This window comes from Dictyobacter halimunensis (assembly GCF_036245075.1).
This window is the reverse complement of record NZ_BSRI01000001.1, coordinates 1,841,990-1,865,213: the sequence shown is the minus strand read 5'-3', so window position 1 is coordinate 1,865,213 and position 23,224 is coordinate 1,841,990. Positions and strand designations below refer to the sequence as shown.

At 50.5% G+C, this 23,224-nt stretch carries 16 protein-coding genes and 1 pseudogene; 8 read left to right on the top strand and 9 right to left on the bottom strand.

Features of this window, described 5'->3' with window-relative positions; all coding sequences use genetic code 11:
• Positions 1-219: 219 nt before the first annotated feature.
• From AABA21_RS07400 to AABA21_RS07390, 3 genes are all read right to left on the bottom strand, one after another.
• Positions 220-726, bottom strand: coding sequence for a GNAT family N-acetyltransferase (locus AABA21_RS07400; RefSeq protein WP_338248432.1), 507 nt, complete (start codon positions 724-726; stop codon positions 220-222).
• A gap of 63 nt (positions 727-789) precedes the next feature.
• Positions 790-1,386 (bottom strand): hypothetical protein, encoded by a 597-nt coding sequence (locus AABA21_RS07395; protein ID WP_338248431.1) that lies wholly within the window; start codon positions 1,384-1,386, stop codon positions 790-792.
• Positions 1,387-1,514: 128 nt separating this feature from the next.
• The gene (locus tag AABA21_RS07390) at positions 1,515-4,970 is read right to left on the bottom strand and encodes an Eco57I restriction-modification methylase domain-containing protein (RefSeq protein ID WP_338248429.1); all 3,456 of its coding nucleotides are present in this window, start codon (positions 4,968-4,970) and stop codon (positions 1,515-1,517) included.
• Between the two features lie 265 nt (positions 4,971-5,235).
• On the opposite strand from AABA21_RS07390, the gene AABA21_RS07385 reads away from it, so the two are divergent.
• The 7 genes and pseudogenes from AABA21_RS07385 (at position 5,236) to eno (ending at position 12,672) form a co-directional block, all read left to right on the top strand.
• A complete protein-coding gene (locus AABA21_RS07385; RefSeq protein WP_338248427.1) occupies positions 5,236-5,946 on the top strand; it encodes a hypothetical protein in 711 nt (236 codons plus the stop codon).
• Between the two features lie 279 nt (positions 5,947-6,225).
• Positions 6,226-6,923 (top strand): annotated as a pseudogene (locus tag AABA21_RS07380) (FadR/GntR family transcriptional regulator).
• Positions 6,924-7,007: 84 nt separating this feature from the next.
• Positions 7,008-7,886 (top strand): fumarylacetoacetate hydrolase family protein, encoded by an 879-nt coding sequence (locus tag AABA21_RS07370; protein WP_338248421.1) that lies wholly within the window; start codon positions 7,008-7,010, stop codon positions 7,884-7,886.
• A gap of 51 nt (positions 7,887-7,937) precedes the next feature.
• Positions 7,938-8,987, top strand: coding sequence for a galactitol-1-phosphate 5-dehydrogenase (locus AABA21_RS07365; RefSeq protein WP_338248419.1), 1,050 nt, complete (start codon positions 7,938-7,940; stop codon positions 8,985-8,987).
• 25 nt (positions 8,988-9,012) lie between these two features.
• Positions 9,013-10,191 (top strand): mandelate racemase/muconate lactonizing enzyme family protein, encoded by a 1,179-nt coding sequence (locus AABA21_RS07360; protein ID WP_338248417.1) that lies wholly within the window; start codon positions 9,013-9,015, stop codon positions 10,189-10,191.
• Between the two features lie 164 nt (positions 10,192-10,355).
• Positions 10,356-11,420: a phosphotransferase family protein gene (locus AABA21_RS07355; RefSeq protein WP_338248416.1), complete on the top strand. Its 1,065-nt coding sequence runs from the start codon at positions 10,356-10,358 to the stop codon at positions 11,418-11,420.
• Complete coding sequence (gene eno / locus AABA21_RS07350; protein ID WP_338248414.1) at positions 11,395-12,672, top strand: phosphopyruvate hydratase; 1,278 nt, start codon at positions 11,395-11,397, stop codon at positions 12,670-12,672. Before AABA21_RS07355 ends, eno begins: the two co-directional genes overlap by 26 nt.
• 48 nt (positions 12,673-12,720) lie before the next feature.
• Here eno and AABA21_RS07345 read toward each other — a convergent pair whose 3' ends face one another.
• Entirely contained in the window at positions 12,721-13,584 is an 864-nt protein-coding gene (locus AABA21_RS07345) for a nucleotidyltransferase domain-containing protein (protein ID WP_338248412.1), read from the bottom strand.
• Positions 13,585-13,994: 410 nt separating this feature from the next.
• On the opposite strand from AABA21_RS07345, the gene AABA21_RS07340 reads away from it, so the two are divergent.
• Positions 13,995-14,930: a hypothetical protein gene (locus AABA21_RS07340; protein ID WP_338248410.1), complete on the top strand. Its 936-nt coding sequence runs from the start codon at positions 13,995-13,997 to the stop codon at positions 14,928-14,930.
• 160 nt (positions 14,931-15,090) lie between these two features.
• Here the strand turns inward: AABA21_RS07340 and AABA21_RS07335 are convergent, their stop codons facing one another.
• The 5 genes from AABA21_RS07335 to AABA21_RS07315 form a co-directional block, all read right to left on the bottom strand.
• On the bottom strand, positions 15,091-15,750 hold the full coding sequence (locus AABA21_RS07335) for a hypothetical protein (RefSeq protein ID WP_338248409.1): 660 nt from the start codon (positions 15,748-15,750) through the stop codon (positions 15,091-15,093).
• Positions 15,734-16,573, bottom strand: a complete 840-nt coding sequence (locus AABA21_RS07330; RefSeq protein ID WP_338248407.1) for a ParA family protein — start codon at positions 16,571-16,573, stop codon at positions 15,734-15,736. Before AABA21_RS07330 ends, AABA21_RS07335 begins: the two co-directional genes overlap by 17 nt.
• Positions 16,563-18,428: a group II intron reverse transcriptase/maturase gene (gene ltrA, locus AABA21_RS07325; RefSeq protein ID WP_338248405.1), complete on the bottom strand. Its 1,866-nt coding sequence runs from the start codon at positions 18,426-18,428 to the stop codon at positions 16,563-16,565. The genes AABA21_RS07330 and ltrA overlap by 11 nt, the downstream gene beginning before the upstream one ends.
• 1,089 nt (positions 18,429-19,517) lie before the next feature.
• Positions 19,518-19,817, bottom strand: coding sequence for a hypothetical protein (locus tag AABA21_RS07320; RefSeq protein ID WP_338248402.1), 300 nt, complete (start codon positions 19,815-19,817; stop codon positions 19,518-19,520).
• Positions 19,818-20,205: 388 nt separating this feature from the next.
• Complete coding sequence (locus tag AABA21_RS07315) at positions 20,206-22,446, bottom strand: hypothetical protein (RefSeq protein WP_338248400.1); 2,241 nt, start codon at positions 22,444-22,446, stop codon at positions 20,206-20,208.
• Between the last annotated feature and the right edge of the window lie 778 nt (positions 22,447-23,224).

Here is a 23,224-nt window from a genome sequence, read left to right as displayed (position 1 = left end):
GAACGCTCCACAGCTGGTGCCAATGGACCCTGGCAGGTCATCTGCGATCAATGCGCGACCGATAACACCACACCCTGGACAAACAAGACAGTTCCCAAAGGATCTGCCTGGTGCCGAGTTCAAGGCTATAACCTCGCCGGAGTAGCTGGCCCATATTCCACCAGCTACGCCAGCCAACCAGGCTGATCATCATATCTACAACCCGGCCAGGCGCATCTGCTATCCTGCCTGATGAGTAGATAGCGTTCTGGCGAGATCCAGCTTCATTCCAACGTGTGAGCTGACAAAACCAAGGCGCTCATAGAAGCGGTGCGCATCACCACGGCTGGCGTTGGTCGTCAACTGCACCATGCGACAGTCGGACTGGCGAGCCCGCTCAATCGCCCATTCAAATAGATAGCGGCCGATGCCGTGGCTACGATAGCGCTGATCTACACGGACCGATTCAATCTGGGCGCGGGTCCCACCCTGGAAACTGAGCGACGGGATAAGGGTAAATTGAAGGACGCCAATCACTTCTCCAGCCAGTTCGACCACGATCAGCTCATTATTTGGATCGCGATCAATCTGTTCAAAAGCTGTATAGTACGCCTGGGGCAACGGATCTTGATCGCATTCGCGCTGCCGACCCAGCACGTCGTCGGCCAGCAGATGAACGATAGTGGGCACATCGGCACGCGTGGCGCTGCGAATGGTCAACTGATCGAATTCTATCGTTTTTTGCATAGGCTGTGTCTCCGTTCAATATCTTCATTCTGAAAACACAGCATAACATAGAACAGGAAAAACTCAACGTCTCGCCAGCAATGGCAGGCCCAGCAATTCCGCGCCGGCCCGTGATCGCTCTTCATTGTCGTCGGGTAAGAGAGCCGGACCACTTTTCGCCACCTGCACAATGCTATTAGCGATGTAGAAGCCAGCCCTGGCGATGCCATTTCTTGAGGCCTGGTTGGAGATCTGATGGATAATCCAGAAACGCTGATAGTCCGCCTGAGAGCGCTTGATGACTTCTTGTATCAGGCGTGGATAGAAACCGTGACCACGCCACGGCAACAGCGTCATAAAGTGGTAAAGATAAAGGTTATGAGGGGGAAGACGGAAATGGACGCTGGGGCTACCAAATTCAGCCTCGCGAACAGCGGACCACCCGTAGGCCACCAGATTCTTATCCAGATACGCAAGGTATGGCAGATGCCCCATCTGGAAACGCGCCTCGGCACTTTTCTTGCTGATATTCGACAATCTGGCCACCATAGATACATCGTCCGAGGTCTCTACGTGCCAACCCTGAATCTCGGGGAAGGACGGTACGGGATCATCTTGCCACCACGTCCACAGGTAAGCGGTCTGTTTAACGGCTTGCCCATGTGCTTGATCGCTATACATAGAATATCGCTCCCTTCATTGCCAATCAGCCCGGTGATCCCTCAACTGCTCAGCCATAGTCTCTGACTACATCTCTTTATTCGATAATATAAGTATATGCGATCGGGCCATTACATGGGGACAAAGTTTTATAACCCTACCTGCTGGCACCTGTTTACCTCTGATTTACAGATCAGATCGGCCAGAATTTCACACTCCCGCCAACTCTCCGCGATACTTCCCTCGCATTGCCAGGATGTAAAGCGTGGTCCCAGGTGGTGGGCAACATCGGCCGGGAGTTGCCAGCCTTCCCTTTCAAATGCTTCTCGCCCCACGCACCTGAGGTGCTTAAAAGCCCGCAACGTCAGGGTAGTCTGGCGCAGTGGCTCTGGCTTCTCTTTATCGATACGCCAGAAGCCTTTGATGTGCCGAGGATCTAAGCGCAGAATCCAGCAGAGATCCGCGTAGTCGAGTCCATACAGGTCGGCCACAATGGCATCCAGCATACAGCGCAAGCGCAGACGCTCATGCTGGGTCACTGCCCAGAGCTGACGCCAGTTCTGCTGACCCAGTTCTGGCAGCAGGAATCGCAGCTCCAGCCATTGCGGCGCGCATCCAGGCAGAATCAAATTAAGCCGGGCCGCCATCAGGGGGCAGCAGGTCGCGCATAATCGTTCGGGAGATAGCAGAGGTGTCTCGGCGATAATAAAATAATTCAGATGGACGCCACCCAGGCGACAGCGCAGCAAATAATCATACACAAACGAGTTTAGATTGGCCGCCAGCGCCGCCACGCTGATGATACTGCTGTTCACCGGCTGCAGCACCGGCGTCACATTGCCACAGGGTAAGCCATTCACGATACTGGCATACATCGAACGCGCATTACTGGGAGAACAGACATCCATAAACGCCAGCTTATTGCCCCTGACAGCCGTCGAGCTATCCCGATAGATCTCGGCCGCCATCAGAAATTGAGGTTGCAACTGCTTGTGTGTCCAGGGCAGATCCCGCCACTGCGCGCTCCGTCCTCTACCGCGCACCCAGCCTTTGAGGGCGGGATCAAAGGCGCCGATCATGCGCCCCTCATACAAAGGCAGGGCCATCTTCCCCTCACGATTGATCCAGCGTCCTGATACATCGGGCGCATAGCCGCGCGACTGCCAGTGCGACACCGGAGCAAAAAGATGAGAGTCATTGGTCATATCAAATTCGCGCGCGTAACGCAGTCGCCAGCTCTGCTCATGCTGCGCACCCAACAACACGCTATGTGGATATATCCTCTCCAGGATCTCCAGATCACGCGGGTCTTGAATCTCCAGGATAGACTGCGATGCCGGGCTGAGTGAGAGAATCTGCTGACGCGACATGGATAACAGTTGTGGCTCACGCAGAGCGGTCAATGCCTGCGCCGCCTCTTGATTAAAGGTTAGCGCGACCTGCGTGGTGCGACCGCCCTTCGTTAGCAGAATAGCGGCAAACTTAAAAGAGCTATGGATGGCAAAAATGCGCCGCCGATTCACAAAACCAAACAGCAGCCGCCACTGGCAGCGCTCCAAAAATAATTGCCGGAGCGCGGCCGTCCCCTGATCCGTATAGATAGCGGCGGGCACCAGCATACCCAATTGTCCCTCAGGCCGGAGCAGGTAGTGGGCCAGTTCTAAAAAGAGCTTGTAGTTATTCAGATCAGCGCTGCCCTGGTAACGGAAAGGAGAAGGCATGTCGTGTGCTGGCCGCGCGCGCCGCTCACGCCAGATAGCGTGCAATTGTTCGTTCAGAGGACCAGAAACCAGCTTGAAAGAAGCGCCACCATCAGACATCGAGGAATCCCCAAATGGAGAGGCCACATGCCTGACCCAGTTGGCCATATACTTGAAATGCGCCTGGTATGCCAGCCAGTCCTGTTCAATCTTTTTGTCTCGCGCGAACAGCTGCTGCTGGACCAACAAAGCTTCCTGTTTATTGTAGCTCAAGTAGTGCGGATCATAGCGCTGAAAGAACTCGCGCGAACAGGGCTTTAACGTTTCCCAGGGAGGATTGGACAGCATGGCGCTAAAGCCGCCACCTCCCGATTGAAAGACAGCCGGAAATTCTAGCTCCCAGTGGAAAAAGCCTATTTTTTCGGCCACGGTCGCTACGATCCGCTCTACCGCCGCACTGCTCCGAGCAAAGGTAGCCGGGGTGGGAGCGATATCGAGGTGTTCGGGCGGCCAGAACCAGAGCGCGCACCAGCGATCGTAAAGACGCTTCTGGCCCTCATAGTCTTCCAGGGTACCATCCTCAGGACAGACCGCGCCGACAATCTTCTCCTGATCGTGAAGCAGCATCTGCTGGAGCTCTGGTTTCACAACCTCTCTACGCACCTTTAATCGATCGGCGCCCCATTGACGCGCGCGATAGTGTACACCATGGGTATGGTTCTCGTCCCCTTCCTCGCGCTGCCAGGCCATAACGGGATATTCCTGATACAAGTGAGACCAGGTGCCGACCAGAACATTTCCGGACTTGATCTTGTGGTCGATAAAATGCAAAGGGGTACGATCATCACGCACCTCAAGCCACAGGCTGACGCGGGCCAGCTCAACCGTAAACAGATTGAGGTCGACGCCATACAGGCATTGTTGCGCCACCGATACGGCCGCCCCGGATCGCTGCTGTTCGGGCATCGCGACAGGTGAACAACGATAAAGCCGATAAGCTTTACAGAGAGCATCGGTCATATAGCGTAAGGCGGCCAGTAGAAAAAAACCGGACCCGCAGGCTGGATCGCAGACCTTCACGCTCAAAATCTCTTCTGGCGTCCTCGGAACAAGCATTCCCTGCTTATCACGTCTATACATCAGCGACTCCAGGGTGCGTTCAGTCAATGTCCTCACCAATGTAGGTGGAGTATAGAAGGTACCCGAAGCTTTGCGCGCCCCCTCCCTCTGCTGCAGGTACAGTTGCTGATCATCCCAGCAAAGCTGCCAGTCCAGCAGATGTTGATGCGCCAGGCCGATTGCTTCTACAGGGAAATCTTTGAAGCCACCAGGGGCAGGAGGTACGCTGGAACAGGTGGTTTGTAGGACAACTAGCAACTGTTTGACGCAGGAATCGGAAAAGCACATATCCCACGACTCCAAAACAGCCAGCGCCCGCCGCAGCGCGCGGGTACTATGCCGATCTCCTGGCAAAAAGAGGCGAGTGTAATGGGTAGCAAGGTCACCGGAGCAGGGATCTAAAGGCTGATCACAGAGAAGAAAAAACTGCTTCAGGTGGTTCCAGGCATCATATCGTCCTGGCGGGGCCGGGTAGTGCAATACCTGATCAAGTATGTTGAGACCGCCAGATAGCTGATTCATCATCCCTGAAAGAGGCCGGAGATAGCGCGACCGCATATAGAGAAGTACGACCAACCGCATAATGATAGTGATGCTGGCCTGGTAAAGCGCATCTAGCGTATCACGCAAAGAAAGGGATGTACCATCAACCTCGCGCCCGATCGTCTTAAACAAGTGCTGTTTATCATCCGGGGGAACGCCATCTATAGCTGCTAGCAGTAGCTCTACCGCCGCCCGTACCTGCTCACACCATACACCGGCCTGCTCACCAAACTGGTCCTCCACACACACCGCCATCCCATCACCACCGGCCCGCAGCGGCCTGGCTCACCATCTATTATCAACACAAAGGTATGCAATCAGTATAACGAGGTCGGGCAAAACAGACAAGTTTGCTATGGGAGATCCGCTAGACCAGCGTCGTATACATATGCAGAGAAGATGTGGTATCTCCTTTCAGGGTGCGTAAAGCACAGGAAAAAGAAGAGACCTACTTCTCATCGGTAGCTTTACCTGTCTTCAGATAGACTCACAAGGAAGTGGAAGGATAATGTACTACTCGATCAAACACATTAAAGTTTTTATGAGTATAGCCCTCGTTGCTTTTTTGTCTTTCTACGTTGCCAGTTGCGGAACCATCGGAGAAACGACATCAGCCAAACCTACTCCAACCCCGCGCCAGCCCACCGCGACACCGGTGCCCGCCAATACCCTACTCTATGAATCCAACTGGTCCCTGGGCCTGGACCACTGGCACGCTTCACCGGGTTGGAAAATACTCGGTAAGAATTTACAGACCGAGCCTATGGATAATCTATCGCTGACCATCCCTTACCAACCTAAGGTCTCTAATTACGCGGTTGAAGCGCGGCTGCAGATTGTGCATGTCGCAAGTAATGGTGGTAAGGTGCTCATCAGTGCCGATAGACAACCCAATAAAGATGGATATCGCGCGGGAATTCTTAATCTCCTCCAGACGAACGTTCGCCCAAATGGCAGCCATCCCCAGGTGCAGGCCTATATTGATCCCAGTGGTTCTATGGATCGAGGAAGCTTTGAAACCATGGATTACGAACCGGGTACCCAGTGGCATATATTCCGCGTAGAGGTCTCGGGCTCGCGGGCCAGCCTTTTAATCGACGATAGATCCATCAGCGATGCGCTCAGTATCAAAACCGATACGCTATCAGATGGTCCCATTCGTATCACCGGTAGCAAAGTTATCTTGCGTTTGAGCTCTGTTCGCGTCACAACCCTTTAAATACACAGGAGCGTCCTCCTGCTCGCTTCCAGCATTTCCGCTCCAGAGCTTTTAAATCTTCCTCTTTGGCGCCTACGGCGCCGGGTTAGGAGTGTGGAGTGTGTGTGGTGGGCGGCCGCGGCCGCCCACCACACACACTCCACACTCCCAACGATCTTCTGCACGAAGATGAAAAAGCTCTGTTTCTGCTCTCGCATTACTTGACAATAAGATTTTGTCATGGTACGTTTTGGACAAGTCATCTTACCAATTTTAGTTTTATGACGGATAGGGTATGTGATGTCATCATTCCAGGTTATACCAAAATCCGCGGTAGCGGAAGATATTGTCAGTCATCTGCTGCTGCTGATTCGAGAAAAAAAGTTGCGGCCTGGAGATAAACTGCCTCCTGAACGGGAACTGGCCGCGATGATGCAGGTGAGTCGGCCCTCTCTGCGTGAAGCGTTACGTACGCTATCGATCATGCGGGTTGTTGAGCTGCGCCATGGGTCAGGCACATACATTACAGCGCTCGAGCCATCAGCACTGGTTGAGCATCTTGATTTCGTCTTTTCGCTGGATGACTCCACATATTTACAGCTCTTTCAGACCCGCAAGATTCTGGAGCCTGGTATTTGCGCACTGGCGGCCCGGCACATTACTGAAGAAGAGCTCACCCAACTCGAGGCCTGCGTCGAACGCTCTAAAGTGGGTCCCGACAATCCAGAAGCATATCTCCAGGCCGACCTGGATCTACACGAAATCATCACGCAAGCCGCGCGTAATCCCTTTTAAAGCGCTTCATGGTCAGTATTCGCAGCCTTGGCCGCGCCAGTCGTCAGCGCACATCGACGCTGCCTGGGGTTTTTGCCCAGACCATTCAAGACCACCAGGGGATCATCAACGCCTTGCAGGCTCACGATGCTCAGGCCGCCCATAATGCGATGCTTACCCACCTCGAACATATTGAGCAACGCCTGCTTGAGGAACAACCTTAATCAGGCAGGCATGCTGAACGTTCGTGAATAGCTCTAGTAGTGTTGTCACTATGCACCTGCATAGTTTTAAGGAAAGGATCTTCCATGCGTTTATTAACGTTTCATTCGCCGGCAGGTTTAAAGTTAGGAATCAAAACTGAGCGCGGCATCATTGATGTGGCCGCCGCCAGTACGGAGTTCAATATACAGGGAGTCCCCGCTACTTTTGAGGAGCTTTGCAGTGGGGAAGCTGTTGATCTGCAGGGATTACGCCAGCTGGTTAGCGCTGCCGAAGGCAAAAGTGGCGACTGGCTCCTACCAGAGGACAGCATCCAATATGGTCCCAGCGCCTCACGCTATGGCAAGATCATCTGCGTCGGATTGAACTACCGCCGCCACGCGGCTGAGTCGAAGATGCCCGTACCAGAATCGCCGGTGCTCTTCCCCAAATATGCCAACACACTGGCGGGCTCTGGTGAAGAGATTCCGCTGCCCACTAACGCCACGCAATATGACTATGAAGCGGAGCTGGCGCTGGTCATCGGACGCCGCGCCCACAATGTCTCGGAGCAAGAGTCCCTTAATTACGTATTGGGCTATTGTAACGGACACGACCTGAGCGCGCGCGACCTCCAGTTCCGTACCTCGCAGTGGATGCTTGGCAAGACGGTAGACAAATTCCTGCCCATCGGCCCATACCTGGTTACTCCCGACGAAGTCGGTGATCCACAAAACCTGAGCATTAAGCTCTGGCTCAATGGCGAAGTACGCCAGCAATCCAATACCTCAGACATGATCTTCTCGGTCCCCTATCTCGTGAGCTACCTGAGCCAGTATATTACGCTAGAGCCGGGCGACACGATCGTCACCGGTACACCTGAAGGGGTCATCTCGGGCTATGCCGAACCCCAATGGCTCAAGGCGGGCGACCAGATCGCGATCGAGGTCGGCAACCTGGGTAGATTGACGAACGTCCTACGCTAAAGCCTGTCTTTTCGGATACAGCAGAAACAAATACAGTGAAAGGATAGAGGGATGAGTACAACGCAACAGATGGAAGCGTTGACCTGGCTGGGTCCGCGTATGATGGAGATGCGCGCGACCGGGATACCTGAACCCAAAACGGGCGAGGTATTGATCAAAGTAAGCGCAGCCGGTATCTGCGGCTCAGAGCTGAGCGGCTACCTGGGTGAAAATAGCCTGCGTAAACCCCCATTAGTGATGGGACATGAAGCCGCCGGACGGGTTGTGCAGGTAACGGATGGAACTTTTCACGATGGTAGCCTGGTCAGCATAGATACGCGGGTCACATTCAATCCCTTGATCACCTGCGGACGCTGTGATCGCTGCCGAGCCAATCGACCAAATCTCTGCCGCACCCGCCAGATCATTGGCATCCATCGTCCGGGCGCCTTCGCGGGTTATGTGGCCGTGCCCGCTCAACTCTGCTATCCCTTACCAGATAGCATGTCGACCTCGATCGCCTCCCTGGCCGAGCCACTGGCCTGTTCCGTAAGAGCCGTCTCTATCGCGCATCTCCAGCCGGAGCAGAGCCTCTTCATTCTGGGCGCGGGACCCATTGGACTCTTCTGTCTGGCCGCCGCGAAGGCGCTGGGAATACAGAACATCGTGATCAGCGACATGTCACCATCCCGGTTGGCTATCGCGAGCCGTTGGGGTGCGCAGGCGACCATCAACGCGGGCGAGCAAAACGTGTTGGAAACCATCCAGCAGTTCTTTCCGGGTGGTGTCGACGCAGTCATCGACGCGGTAGGATTGAACAGCACACGCGCGCAGGCGGTCCAGGCTGTGGTTCCCGGTGGGCAGGTCGTCTTTATTGGTCTCCATCACGAATCTTCTCCGCTGGAAGCGAACTACCTGGTCCGACAAGAGGTAACCATCAGCGGAAGCTTTAGCTACACGCCAGCCGATTTTGACCTCTCCTTCGGGTACCTGAAGCAGGGTCTGCTGCAGGCTGAAACAGATTGGCTGGAGGAACGTCCGCTGGCCGCTGGCGCCGACGCATTCGCCGAATTGATCGCCGGCAGTGTGGCGGCCACAAAAATCGTCCTGCGTGTAGAATGAAGCGATACAAAAAAGGATGTATAGGATGAAAATCAGTGCGGTACGTCCGCTTGTTCTTGGTACGCCCTGGCGTAATCTAACCTATGTCGTCGTCGAGACGGATGAAGGGCTGCGTGGTGTGGGAGAGGTGCGCATGGTTAACCATACCGAGTCGCTCCTGGGCTATCTAAATGAAGCGGCCAGGCACCACATACTGGGCTCGGATCCCTTCAGGATCGAGGATCTCACGCAGCGGATGTTCAGACGTGACTTCGCGCGGCCCAGCGAGATCATGATGTCGGCGATCGCCGCCGTTGAGATCGCCTGCTGGGACATCATGGGGCAGGCGCTCAACGTTCCGGTTTACCAATTGCTGGGAGGCGCCGTACGAGAGCGCATCCCGGCTTATGCCAACGGGTGGTATACGGTAGAACGCTCGCCGGAGGAATTCCACGCGGCCGCGAAAAGGGTCGCGGCACGCGGCTATCGCGCGCTGAAGGTTGATCCATTCGGTGCCGGCTTCTATGAGCTGAGTCGTAGTGAGAAACGGCGCGCCATCTCACTCATCGAGGCCATACGCGCGGCCGTTGGTGAAGAGATAGAGATATTTATAGAGATGCACGGACGCTTCAACGCCGCCACCGCGACGGAAATGATGCGGGAACTGGCACACTTTACTCCCGGCTGGTTTGAAGAGCCAGTACCACCCGAAAATCTGGCGGTTCTCAAGAAGGTTAGCGACGCCACCGGTCCACTGGGAATTCCCATCGCCACCGGCGAACGTCTGCATACGCCATACGAGTTCCGCGAACTATTTGAACTACAGGCGGCGGACATCGTCCAGGCGGATATTACGCATACCGGTGGCCTGCTGGCAACCAAAAAGATCGCCGCCTGGGCGGATGCGTATTATATGCTGATCGCGCCACATAATGTATGTGGTCCGGTTGGAACAGCGGCGGCCCTGCACCTGGCAGCCAGTACCACCAACTTCAAAATCCAGGAGCACTTTAACGACTTCGCCGACGCCTGGGTGAAGGACGTAGTCACCGGTATGCCCGAAGTTGATCCAGCTGATGGTAGCTTCCCGTTACCCTCGGGACCAGGACTGGGCATCAAGCTGAACGAAGACTTCATCGCCACACATCCACATAAAGATGTCTTCTTTGATCTCTTCAAGCAGGATTGGCAGTATCGGCAGGCTGAACGACCAGCTGCCCAATAATTAGATCAGATGCAGCATCCACAAGGGCGAAACATCTCTTGTGAATGCTGCGTTGATAATCATCTTTGTCCGTCTACACTGCATATCGCGCCTCATTTCCATCGCATCCAGAACTGTTCTCTTACATTTCCACTGAAATTAACACACTTGCAGGGAGGGCACTTATGCAACAGAATATCGATGATGGTGCTCTAGACATTGAGCAACCAGGAGTGCTTCAGCGTTACTTACAGACCCATGGACGTATAGAGCCCGGAGAAGAACCAATTATTCAGGTACTGGCCGGAGGAATCTCGAATCGTACCGTACTGGTGCAGCGCGCCAACGGAGAGAGTTGGGTCATCAAGCAGGCGCTGGCAAAGCTGCGCGTAGCCACGGACTGGTTTAGCAGTCCCGAGCGTATCCATCGCGAGGCGCTCGGCATCCGTTGGCTCTCACAACTGGCACCCTCAGGTACGATTACCCCCTTTGTGTTTGAGGACCATACCCAGCATTTGCTAGCGATGCAGGCTGTGCCTCAGCCACACGCCAACTGGAAAATGCTGCTGCTAGGAGGACAGTTACAGGATCAACACATCGTGCAATTTGGTGAATTGCTGGGCAATATCCATCGTCATGCCTACGAACAACAAGAGGAGATCGCCCGTGTATTCGACGATACCTCATTTTTTGAATCACTGCGCATTGAACCATATTATCTCTATACCGCCACGCAGGTTCCAGAGGCCAACGCCTTTATCGAGGGACTGGTTCAGGAGACCCGCGCCAACCATTTAACGCTGGTACATGGCGACTACAGCCCCAAAAACATTCTGGTACATGACAACAAACTTATTTTATTGGATCACGAAGTCATCCACTTTGGCGATCCCGCCTTCGATCTCGGTTTTTCACTCACTCATCTCTTAAGCAAAGCACATCACCTAACCGTTCAAAGAGAGGATTTTGCGCGGGCCGCCAACATGTACTGGCAAAACTATAAGAAGTCACTTGGCGATGTACCCTGGTCGCAGCCGTTGGAAGCACGGGCGGTTCGTCATACACTGGCCTGCATGCTGGCCCGGGTCGCTGGCCGCTCCACGCTAGAATATTTCTCTCCCCAGCAGCGCCTACGGCAGCGCCAGGTCATCTTAAGCCTCATAGCTGACCAGCCGGCCACTATCAACGCACTTATCGAGCAATTTATAGAGAGGATCAATCAGTATGACGACAACGATCAAACAGCTTAGCGCCTGGGAAATTCTGGATAGCCGGGGGCGTCCAACGGTCAAGGCCCGGTGTACATTAGATAGCGGAGCAACCGGCACCGTCTCCGTCCCATCGGGAGCCTCAACGGGAGCGGCCGAGGCGCATGAATTGCGCGATAATGATCCCGCCCGCTATCGGGGTCTGGGATGCCGTAAGGCAGTCGCGAATATCAATGGAGAGATACATAAAGCGCTAAGTGGACGTCCATTGGTCGGTCAGCAAGAACTGGACACCATGTTAATTGAACTGGATGGCACACCGAATAAATCTCGTCTAGGAGCCAATGCCATCCTGGCCGTCTCCCTGGCTTTCGCGCGCGCAGTAGCTATGGAGCAACAACGTCCACTCTATCATCACTTCGCCGATATCCAGGAACTTTCTTTGCGTACGCTGCCACGACCCACCATTAACCTTTTTAGCGGAGGCAAACATGCCGGTGGACAGGTAGACATCCAGGATGTACTGCTGGTACCATCGGCGGCGCAAACGATGGATGAGGCACTGGCCGTAACCTTCGCTGTCTATCAATCCGCCGCCGAGCTAACCTATAAAAAATATGGTACTCGTAGCCTGACGGCGGACGAAGGTGGCCTGGCTCCTCCCTTTCCCAACACTGAGACAATGCTGGCCGATGCCGTCGAAGCGATAGAGATGGCCGGATATACAGCGGGAAAAGATGTCGCGCTGGCGATCGATGTGGCATCCAGCCACTTTTTTCAGCAGGGACAATATCATCTCGACGGGCAACAATTATCGAGCGCAGCCATGATCGAGCGCCTGACTGACTGGTCATCGCGCTATCCCCTGGTCAGCATTGAAGATGGATTGGCCGAGGATGACTGGGATAACTGGTCAGAGCTGCATAATCGTCTTGCCGCACAAACCCTCATACTGGGCGACGACTTCCTGTGTACCAATCCTACGCGCATCCAACGCGCCATCGCCAATCAAGCCGCCAACGCCTTGCTCTTGAAAGTCAACCAGATCGGCACACTCAGCGAAGCTGCGCGCTCTTATCAGTTAGCGCATTCAGCTGGCTGGCGTGTCACCATCAGCGCACGCAGCGGCGAGACTGAGGACAACTGGTTGGCTGATCTCGCGGTTGGCTGGTCCGGCGACCAGATCAAGATAGGTTCAATTACCCATGGTGAGCGTCTGGCAAAGTATAATCGGTTATTAGAAATCGAAAACGAGACACACTTGCCCCTGGTAGCATGGCCAGAGCTGTCCTGAATAATCCGTATCCGCTGCGCATATGCCCACAATTCTCAATCAAGTCGCTCAATGATCAGTATCCGCGACTTGATTGAGAACATCACTCCCTAATTGATCAACCTGCGCATATAATTCTTCCGCCGCAACAATGGATGCCTGTAACTGTTCGCTAGTGGTACCAACCTTACCAAGTAAAACTGTAATGCATTCTATAAAATTGTCTGGTTTAATAGCGAAAGTAGCGACATCTGCCGCTAATCTCTTTTCACTCAAATAGTAGACTTTATTGAGAGCATACAACACCTGTACCAGACAATGCATAGCCCGCGCCAATCCGCCAGCAACCATATAGACTTCCCCGCGCCTCGCTGGCTTATACATGTTTTCCAGTGTAAAACGCGCGCTCCAGAGAAAATTCTTAATAATCGCTTTTTGGAGCTGTGAAGGATAAGGAGTAACCCTGGCCTTTAAGGGCTCAATGATGTGCTCTGGATCATACAGCGGCTTACATATGGCCGTTTCAGTACAATACATAAAATTATGAAAGCCATAGGCAGGCTGCTGCCAGTAATCAGAAACGACCTTGCCATGCAGACAATCATCAATGGCAGCCACCACAAAATTGAGATCGCGGTAAAGAAAATCGACACGCTGCCCCTGGATAGTTAACCAGGCACCTCCATTCACCCAGGTACCCCAGCCACCTAATGCGGTCACAGTAGGATCTGGAAAATCGTTCAGCTCCTGCGCCACAGCGCGCACCTCCTCAACATCCAAAAGTTGATCAGATCCATAGTACAGACCGATATCGATATCAGAATCAGGCCGCTGTGTATTGCTCGCGTAAGAACCTCCCAATACAATAGCCTTTACACTTTTAATATGATTAACACGCTCAACTATAATATTAATCAAAGCTTCCGCCTGCATAGCCATAACCCCTTTCATACTGATACGAATATAAACTCTTACTCTATTTCTGATAAAGGCATAAAGAAAACGAAAAGATCTTCATTCATCATGATAAATATAAAATAATCGCACGGTAAAATGTATATAAGAAATTATTTTACGTACACGTGTACGTGTACGTCTACGTAAGTTATATCATCGTCTAGTTAATCATCAGAGACTCCAGATCGAGCGCCGTCAGCCCTACATCAAAATTCACCACTATGCTTGAGCTAAAATGGATTCAGAGAATCAAGAAAGGGCTTTAAGCGGATAAAAGGTATACTTTTATATCTCCATAGCCTAAAGGCCGCTGAAGAGCCTTAGAATTACAAATAGCGGCATTTCCAAGAGTCACGGCTCCCCCGTTTCATGCCTCTATCGAATTTATGCAAAATCGCAGCGAAAACGTGTACGTCTACGTGTACGTCTACGTGTACGTCTACGTGTACGTCTACGTGTACGTCTACGTGTACGTCTACGTGTACGTCTACGTGTACGTCTACGTGTACGTCTACGTGTACGTCTACGTGTACGTCTACGTGTACGTCTACGTGTACGTCTACGTGTACGTCTACGTGTACGTCTACGTGTACGTCTACGTGTACGTGTACGTGTACGTGTACGTGTACGTCTACGTGTACGTCTACGTGTACGTCTACGTGTACGTCTACGTCTACGTGTACGTCTACGTGTACGTCTACGTGTACGTCTACGTCTACGTGTACGTCTACGTGTACGTCTACGTGTACGTGTACGTCTACGTGTACGTCTACGTCTACGTCTACGTCTACGTGTACGTCTACGTGTACGTCTACGTGTACGTCTACGTGTACGTCTACGTGTACGTCTACGTGTACGTGTACGTGTACGTGTACGTGTACGTCTACGTGTACGTCTACGTGTACGTCTACGTGTACGTCTACGTCTACGTGTACGTCTACGTGTACGTCTACGTGTACGTCTACGTCTACGTGTACGTCTACGTGTACGTCTACGTGTACGTCTACGTCTACGTCTACGTCTACGTGTACGTCTACGTCTACGTGTACGTCTACGTGTACGTCTACGTGTACGTCTACGTGTACGTGTACGTGTACGTCTACGTGTACGTCTACGTGTACGTCTACGTGTACGTGTACGTGTACGTGTACGTGTACGTGTACGTGTACGTGTACGTGTACGTGTACGTCTACGTTTACGTGTACGTGTACGTCTACGTTTACGTGTACGTCTACGTGTACATAGAAACGCTCCCTACCCTACTTGATAAATTTAAAATTAATTATTTTATAGGCGATGCACAACAGCGGCTATATCAGTAGTTACTTATCTGAGTCTAAATTCTATATCATCAATACAATTCATATAGTTTTTGGCGGAGTTTTTTTACGCTCTGAGAACCGTTCTTCATTATCAAAGAGCGACGGATAATAAAGAATGGCTGGCTCGCAAAAAGAGCCAGCCATTCTTTATTATCCGTCGCTAACGGGCTTCATATTTTTTAAGCAAGGCAGTGACAGCTTCGTTGATCAGGGCTGTTTTTGGCAATTCTCGCTGGGAGGCCAGAGCTTCAAAGCGCTGCTTCAACTGCTTATCCATCCAGAGGGTAATGCGTTCATGGGTCGTCTCAAAGGGTTGTTGTGGATTACGGCGACGACGGGCTGCCGCGCGGCTATCCTCTGTAAAGGTTGTTGGATCATAGTTCGCGAAGGCTTCTTCCAGTGCATAGTCCTCTGAAGAGAGATTGATTGGCTCAGCCAGGGATCGGCTCCTCACATCGGGTATGGTGTCTTCATTCGGAGCTGATTGGTTTGAACGAGCCTGTGTTTCCTCTCGGGGAGACTGAGACCTGGTTGCCGAGTTACGGCGTGCAGAGCCCGACGAGGATTCTACCGCGGAAGGAGCGTTTTCAGCATTTTTTTCATTAGCACGCATCTGCCTGGTAGTTGCGGCAGGCAATTGAGCATCCTCTATCTGAGCCGATTCGGGCTGTGCTTCCAAGCGCTTTGCTGAAGGCTCGCTTATGAGTTTTTCTTCTGTGTCCTCAACAACCGCGGACTGAGAGGACTGCGCAGACTTGCCGTCTGCGTTCGGACTTGGACGAAGTAAGGGATTAATAAACTTTTTAGTTTCCTTCGGCACGCTGGAGTACCTCCTTCACCAGTTTTGAATAGGCTATTGCTCCCGTACTGGTGGGGGCATAATCGAAAAGACAAGCGATCTGGTTGTGGGCTTCCTCTACTTTAATATTACGAGGAATTACTGTATCAAACACCATGTTCCCAAAGTGTTCGCGCACGGCACTCAGGACATCGGCGCTCAAACGTGTATGGTCATCTAAATTAGCCACTACACCAAAAATTGGCAATGAAACATCCAGATTTTCGCGAAGCTCTTGCATAGTAGTTTCGAGAATGCTAATACCAATCAAAGCATACGTCGTTAAAGCGATAGGAATTATGACATCGGTGCAAGCAATAAATGAATTTACTGTCAATACGCCCAGATTGGGCGGAGTGTCAATCAAGACATAATCAAAGTCATCTTTTACCTGATTGAGGGCACGGGCAAGTTTGCGCTCACGGCCAGGTGCGGAAGCCATCAACAGATCGGCGGCACTCAAATTAATCGAGCCAGGAGCAACAAATAATCTTTTCTGTCCAACAGACTCCACAATAATATCAGCCATGCGAGCACCTTGCGTTAAGACATCAAACAGGGTCTGCTCTTGATCCAGGCTGCCTAAAAGGCTATATGTACTATTGCTCTGAGCATCTGTATCAATCACCAGCACACGCTTGCCAGCACGCGCCAGGCCATGCCCAAGATTAACAGTTGTTGTCGTCTTGTAGGGTAGGAACCCGCCGCCTTGCTGTATCGCTACAGCAGGTTTGCGTGAACCCCCCTCCGAACCGGACGTACACCTTTCAATGTATCCGGCTCTCCAGCCATTCCTAGTTCTCATTTTTCCCCTTAACAGTGTTCTTGATACTGTGAGCATTGGTGCCTGCGTGGATAGCATCGTGGCATGGTTTGCATACCACGAGGGTTTTCCGGTTCAGGCTGCTCATTGCCAGCACCCAGTTGGGTATATGGCTTCCCCGTTTCGCGTATTTCTGCTTGATGTCTTTGAGTTTTCTGACGTGATGGACCTCAAATTCGGTCAGATCTGCTGATTCATGCTCACAGAGCTCGCACTTTCCGGCATTCATCCTATCCAGAATTTGATGCCTCTGAGGGATGACTGTTTCAATGATGCCATTGGCGTTTCTTCCCTCGTGTGGTTTGTCCTTCTTCTTGAGCGGTTCATTGAAATAGGTCATGGTCTTTAGACCTTCTTTGGTTTCATAGATGACGCCAAAGATTTTCCTGGTGCCGGTTCCTTGTTTCACCTTCGCGCTCACGCCATACTTGTCTAAGACTTTCTTTATCGAGCATTTTTCCTTACGGGCGACTGTCTTTAACAGACTGTAGTAGTGGTAATACCTGAACTTGCTCATTTTCGTGCTTACGTCTGTTGCAAGGCTGTAGTACTCGTAGAGCCCCCGTATCTCCGCATTGTATTGCTGGAGGAGGTCGAGTGCTGGAACGTTGATTCGGGCGTTGTGATGGACTGCTTTTCCATTCGCCACAAATGGCTTAAGCTTTTCTCTTACTACATCGCCTGGTACGAGCAGTTGTATGGCCCCATTGGCAGTTCGCTTTTTTCGGCCTCTGGCGTCCGTTGTGATAGCCGTATTTTCCAGGGACTTGGCTATCTCGTATCCTAGAAAGCGCACTTTTTGGTCAGATACGTTCGTGATCAGTGTTTTCTCCATGCTTAACTCCAACTGGAGTTCCTGCTGGAGAAATGCACCAATTTCCTTCCGTATCTGTTCCGCTAAGCTCTTACTCCCATTGATCATAACCACAAAATCGTCTGCGTACCTCATGTAGTTGACTCTGATATACTCTCGGTCGAGTGGGTCTATGGATGGCATGGTTCGCATTTGTCTGAGCAGTGCCTGGGCGTGTACGTAGTCTCCGTTTTTTCTGGCGTAGTACCGTTGCATGTTCAGCTCCTGGTAGGGCTGATACTTTTTACGGATTCTCTTTGCTGTTGTATACTGCTCACAGATTTTTTTCATGAACAGATCCAACTCATGCAAGTAGATGTTGGCCAGTATTGGACTCACGATTCCTCCCTGCGGAGTTCCTGTGAGTGTATTGTGAACCTGCTTAAATTCCATGTATCCCGCTTTGAGAAAACGCTCAATCAGGTTGAGCAATCTTCCATCACTGATTTTTCGAGAGAGAAGTGTTAAGAGTATCTTGTGATTGATGTCGTCAAAGAACCCCTTAATATCTCCCTCAATGGCCCAATTCGTTCCTTTACAGGTTGTTTTGATCTGCATCAGTGCTGTATGACAGCTTCGGTTGGGTCGAAACCCATGGGAAGTGTCTTGAAACACTGGTTCGTAGATCGCTTGCAACAGGAGCCGGATGACTTCTTGCACGAGCTTGTCCTCGAATGAAGGTATTCCCAGCGGCCTCTGACCACCATTCTTTTTAGGAATGTATGTTCGTCTGACCGGTTTTGGATAGTAGGTTTCCTGCCTGAGTAAAGAAATGAGCTTCTCTACCCTGGCTTTGTTGAAACCATCGATCGTACTATCGTCTATCCCCTGGGTCATATTTCCTTCCCTGGCATAGATGTTGCTATATGCCAGCTGGTAAAAATCCGAATTGAACAAGTTTCTGTACAGCCTGTCAAAAACAAACTCACTGTTTTCGGTTGATTTTCGACCTAGCATTGACAGAACCACTTCGGCTTCTTGCATTGCGCATACCTCCGCGTGCTATCAATTGAATGACCTGCTTCCCTTCGCCATGTAATGGTTATTACCCATCTCGGACTACTATGGAAGCTCCGTCACCATATCGAGTTTTCAGGAGCTACCTCCATAGCCAGAAAGTCCTGGCATCCCGACGTAGGTGATCTCCGTTTAGCTCTCTCTTTGTCTCTTCAAGTGGTTTAGGCTCCCGTTCATTCCTTTAACGTACTTTCTGGTACGCTGAGAGGATGTTGGAGAGTACAGGTGTCGTCACAAATAGCTCCTGTAAACTCCTCTGTGCGCGTTATCAATCAGCGTTCGCGCACCCCGGCTGGTTAGGGCCAAGGAACTGGGTTTAAAGCAATCCAGCTTTAGCCATGCCACTTCTTGATCTTGCATCACCGCCTGTAGGCTGACTTCCAGGCTCGACGCGTTACGAGCATGCTGTGTTCCCTTGTGACGTTTCCATCTCCGGTAAGCTCGTCGATCACACGGGTTCTCTCCACCCGTGACCCCCTTGGGGGCAATACAAAGAGCGCCTTACGGACGCACCGTCACTCCACCTTTGTTATTGCAGAGTGCAAATATTCTTGTCATGCTTCTTCGTTTATTCCTTTCAAATAACGTGATCTATCCATTTCGATCGCGATTAAAGACCTGCTTCAATATCTAAAGGCACCACCGGTTATCTGGCCCCTCCTACTACCGCTCATACGGAGACAAACCGTTCCTTATATATATAGGGACATCTTTTCTCCATGCAAGCATCCACATATGTCCCGGTCGCCTTTTCATTGACTCCACCCCGGCTCATAGTCATCCTTTATATATAAGGAACGGTTTGTCTCTTAAAAGGTCCGTAATTATTCCTCTTTTGCCGATTCGTGGCACACGTATACGTAGATGTACACGTATACGTATACGTACACGTCCTACAATAAAAACGCATAGCCACGAGCATTGTAACATATATTAGTGAGCTAATAAAAGGCTTTTTCAGGCGTTAAAGGGAGATTTTTTAGTTGTTTTGAGCTCAAATAACGTGTACGTGTACGTAGACGTACACATCTACGTACACGTACACGTACACGTTATCTATATGTTATGTTGATGACGTGCAACACCCTTTGGCCAACCTCTTTTTCGACGCCCAACAGCTGCAGCGACGGCCGACTGGGGAATAAGTCGAATACCAGAGCCAGGTACGCCTTTGATACGTTTGCTGAAGAGCAGCTGCGCGATCTCTTCCAGCGACGCCAGACGAGAAGGTAAAGTTTCGTCTTCAATCATCGCATGGATACGGCTGGTTTTTATACCTAGCAGTTGAGCAGCCTCTTGAACGACACACATATCATTGAGCGTTTCTGGTTGATCAGATCCTGAGAATCCAGCCATGTAAATACCCTTCTAGAATTGCTTTTTCTGGCAATAAAATGGACCAAGGTCCATTTTATTGCCAGAAAAATTGTACACGAAAAGGGACGATAAAGCGAGAGTTGTTATAGCCGTTTAATCTACCATTTTGCAATAGCGTAGTTGCTTAACGGATAGGATAATCACTTTAACCTATCTTATTTGGCCCTGAGAGGCTCAAGAAATAGCCTCAGGTACTTTTTAGCAGTCATTACTAGTCTTCTTATCCTGATGGTCGCTAATCAGCCTCACAGCGAACCTTGTATTACAAGTTGGCACAGAAACCGATGGTAGAAGACCGCAGGGCACAAAAAGCAGGCAACAAAGAGCTATCAGAGCTCCATGGGATAAAAAAGTCGCTCAGAGAAGATCAAAACTTTTCACGGCTATGGTAAACCTTTTCGCGCAATCTCTTTCCGCTGTTGAGGACTGACTTCATTTCTACCATCAACTTCTCATACGTCATGCTTGAATAAATTTCAACGATACGTGATATCTCTTCATTGGCACTCTGACCGCTATAATATTTGCAGCGAGACGTGAAATAGGCACCTGGATTTTGTAGTGAGTCATAACCAGGTTCATGCATCGACAAAACAGTTTCGATAAAAGCCGTTGTAATATTTTCAGGACTGTATTTCTTCAAGAGAGCCCTATTTATTTTGCAAATCTTCTCGCTCTCATTATTGTCAAATAAGCGTGCTAAAAACCTGGCTGCGCTATTACGTAACGTAACGTTATTATATATATTACTAAATAATATATATATATTACCGTTACGTATTACGTTATAGAATTCATCTCCATAAGCTTTCAGGTCTATCTCGGCGTTCAAACGGGAGACTTTTTTAGGTTCTTGCTCGAAAAAGTCTCCCGTCCGGGTAGACTTTTCAATTTGTGGCTCGTTGGCGGTAGACTCACTGCTGTGATTATCTGCATTGATGGTAGACTCAGCGTCGCAGTTATCTGAAAAAGTCTCCTGAGTGGTAGACTTTTCATTCTCATAGTCTACTTCTTGCTCGGCCTCCAGGTCTACCAATGTTTTCTGGGGGTCTACTTTGAGCTGCAACCAGTCTACCTTACGATCATCGCGATGAGTAGGCGGCTGATACCAGTCGTCCGGATACTCATCACGTGAGAAGCGCTTTTTTGTCGTTACAGATTGAGAAGCAGGAGCAGGGTAGACTTTTTCGGATTGTGTTACTGGTGGATGATACTCGCGTCCTGTGCACTGGAAGACATATATACAGGCTGCTGTGCTATCTACCTCATAGACTACAGACTGTTTTTTTATAATACTGACCTCTACAGACTGCCAGACATTGCGCACTGTACGCGTAAGTAGTCCTGTATTATGCAAACGAACATAGTAAGCATATATCTGCTCATAGACGTCTTCAAAAAACTGTTTCGGTAGACCCATTTGTTCCCAGTCTACCGTTTGATCATTGAGTAAATCACCATAGACAGAAAGGAGCTCTGACATCGAGTCTACCCTTAAAGGTTGTAAGGTAGACTCATTTTGCGGTTCCAGGTAGACTTTTTGCTCTGATGAGGAATACTTTTCAAGGTCGGTAGACTTTTCAGATGGACTTATTTTATTTTCTGGTGAAAGTCTACCTTCCGGGTAGACTTTTTGCTGCAAATTGGTAGACCTGGTAGACTCTGACTGAGTATATCCCTGATATTTTGTGTGTCCTACATTCTGAGAAAGGTAGACTTTTGAGTTTTTTGAGCTCTGAGGGTGGTAGACTTCTGAGTCCTTTGGGCTCTGGGAGTGGTAGACTCCTGACTTTGATTGTGTGGTCATGGTGGACGTGAGTGATTGTTTAGCCTCATCGGCCAGTTTGGGAAACAACATTTTTCCCAGTACTTCGTTGACCATACGAAATAGAACGTGTTGCCCCTTTGCGCGGTCTATGCCCTCTGACTCCATAATGTCTAACATAGGATCATAGAATTTTTGTTGCAGCTGTGGATCGCATTCTGAGAACGCCTGAGCCTCGTCTGAGGGCATAGGTGACGTAGATAGCAGATTATGCCTTAGAAGGCGTCCCTTGACGTTCCTGGCGAATTGTTGAACCTTTGGGCGGCTCTTGCTGATTAACTTATCAAGCCTTTGTAAATTTTTAGGTGATTGGTATGAACCCATATGGACAACGATTTTGAGCTCTTTGCCGTCTTTAACCCTGCTTAGCAGATTTACAGCATCGAACAGTGACACATATTTGTGAGTTGTGTCGTATCCCCATTTGATGGTCTTGGCCAGTGCGCGTAGCGTACGTGCGTTGATGACCGCAACATATTCTCCGAATCTTCCTATCCCTGGCAACGTCGCCTGTTTGATTGTCGCGTGTTGTAATAACCGAGCAAGAAATTCTAATCCACCGCTTGGGAAGAGGGTGGAGATAACCTTTAGCGTGGATGGATCTACTCGCTCGTAGTTTGTAAATTGGGCAGCATCAGTAGACAGCACTTGCTCAGGCTGGTTCATCGCCTGGCTATGCATGTTTTGAAATTCTATCGTACTTTGCTGCATATACGTTGCCGCTTCCTCACTAAAAAATTTTGGTGGCATAACATTGGAATATTCGTTTGCAATACCCCCCATCTTTCCTACACCTTCCACATATTTTTTTATTTATTGGCTTTTATCGCTTGCTTGCCTGATGAGCAAGAAACCGCTATAAAAATATTGGTTTCCCCCCATGGGGTACAGAGACTAAATTTCTTTGTAAACCTATTGTGTATTCGCTCTGGTGCACGCACTTCAAGTCGTGATGTACATAGTACCTTGCGAAATCGCATTTTACTAGTGGCAGTGTCTTTTAGTAATTACTTATTACTCTGATGGTTTTACGCTCAAAAATGCACCTAACAATGGTGGGGTTTTCACCTAACCCCGGTGGGGTTTTCACCTAACCCTGGTGGGGATGACGTTTTTGAGCACAGTACTTCTGGTATAAACGTCGATCGTTAGTGTATTAGCTGCCTGGCTTTACTGTTTGCCTGAACAGGATCGCTTCTTTTATCGCCCTCTTTGCGTTCCCAACTACACATGTTGATCCTTATGGCCCAAATGTTAAAATCGATATTTATCGATTTTATGGCCTCCAATGTTATACAAATTATTTAGCCTCCTCTTTGACCATTTATCACATTAGGTAGAATTTGCGCCGAACCCTGGTGGGGGTATGTCAAAGTATTGCTAGTCTAGATGCACCAGACCTCGGTGGGGGTATTTTTCTGTTTGCACAACGAAAATGCACCGAACCCTGGTGGGGGTATCTATCGCTGATGACGAGAAAAATGCACCGAACCCTGGTGGGGGTATTTATCAGCGGGACTAACCAAAATGCACCGAACCCTGGTGGGGGTAAGTAGTGATA

What these genes read in the sequence shown, in the direction of transcription:
- AABA21_RS07320 (WP_338248402.1), bottom strand. Translation starts at nt 19,817, where the DNA reads ATGGCTGGATTCTCAGGATCTGATCAACCAGAAACGCTCAATGATATG.
- AABA21_RS07400 (WP_338248432.1), bottom strand. Translation starts at nt 726, where the DNA reads ATGCAAAAAACGATAGAATTCGATCAGTTGACCATTCGCAGCGCCACG.
- AABA21_RS07385 (WP_338248427.1), top strand. Translation starts at nt 5,236, where the DNA reads ATGTACTACTCGATCAAACACATTAAAGTTTTTATGAGTATAGCCCTC.
- AABA21_RS07395 (WP_338248431.1), bottom strand. Translation starts at nt 1,386, where the DNA reads ATGTATAGCGATCAAGCACATGGGCAAGCCGTTAAACAGACCGCTTAC.
- AABA21_RS07330 (WP_338248407.1), bottom strand. Translation starts at nt 16,573, where the DNA reads ATGAGAACTAGGAATGGCTGGAGAGCCGGATACATTGAAAGGTGTACG.
- AABA21_RS07340 (WP_338248410.1), top strand. Translation starts at nt 13,995, where the DNA reads ATGCAAAATCGCAGCGAAAACGTGTACGTCTACGTGTACGTCTACGTG.
- AABA21_RS07345 (WP_338248412.1), bottom strand. Translation starts at nt 13,584, where the DNA reads ATGCAGGCGGAAGCTTTGATTAATATTATAGTTGAGCGTGTTAATCAT.
- AABA21_RS07360 (WP_338248417.1), top strand. Translation starts at nt 9,013, where the DNA reads ATGAAAATCAGTGCGGTACGTCCGCTTGTTCTTGGTACGCCCTGGCGT.
- eno (WP_338248414.1), top strand. Translation starts at nt 11,395, where the DNA reads ATGACGACAACGATCAAACAGCTTAGCGCCTGGGAAATTCTGGATAGC.
- ltrA (WP_338248405.1), bottom strand. Translation starts at nt 18,428, where the DNA reads ATGCAAGAAGCCGAAGTGGTTCTGTCAATGCTAGGTCGAAAATCAACC.
- AABA21_RS07370 (WP_338248421.1), top strand. Translation starts at nt 7,008, where the DNA reads ATGCGTTTATTAACGTTTCATTCGCCGGCAGGTTTAAAGTTAGGAATC.
- AABA21_RS07315 (WP_338248400.1), bottom strand. Translation starts at nt 22,446, where the DNA reads ATGGGGGGTATTGCAAACGAATATTCCAATGTTATGCCACCAAAATTT.
- AABA21_RS07355 (WP_338248416.1), top strand. Translation starts at nt 10,356, where the DNA reads ATGCAACAGAATATCGATGATGGTGCTCTAGACATTGAGCAACCAGGA.
- AABA21_RS07365 (WP_338248419.1), top strand. Translation starts at nt 7,938, where the DNA reads ATGAGTACAACGCAACAGATGGAAGCGTTGACCTGGCTGGGTCCGCGT.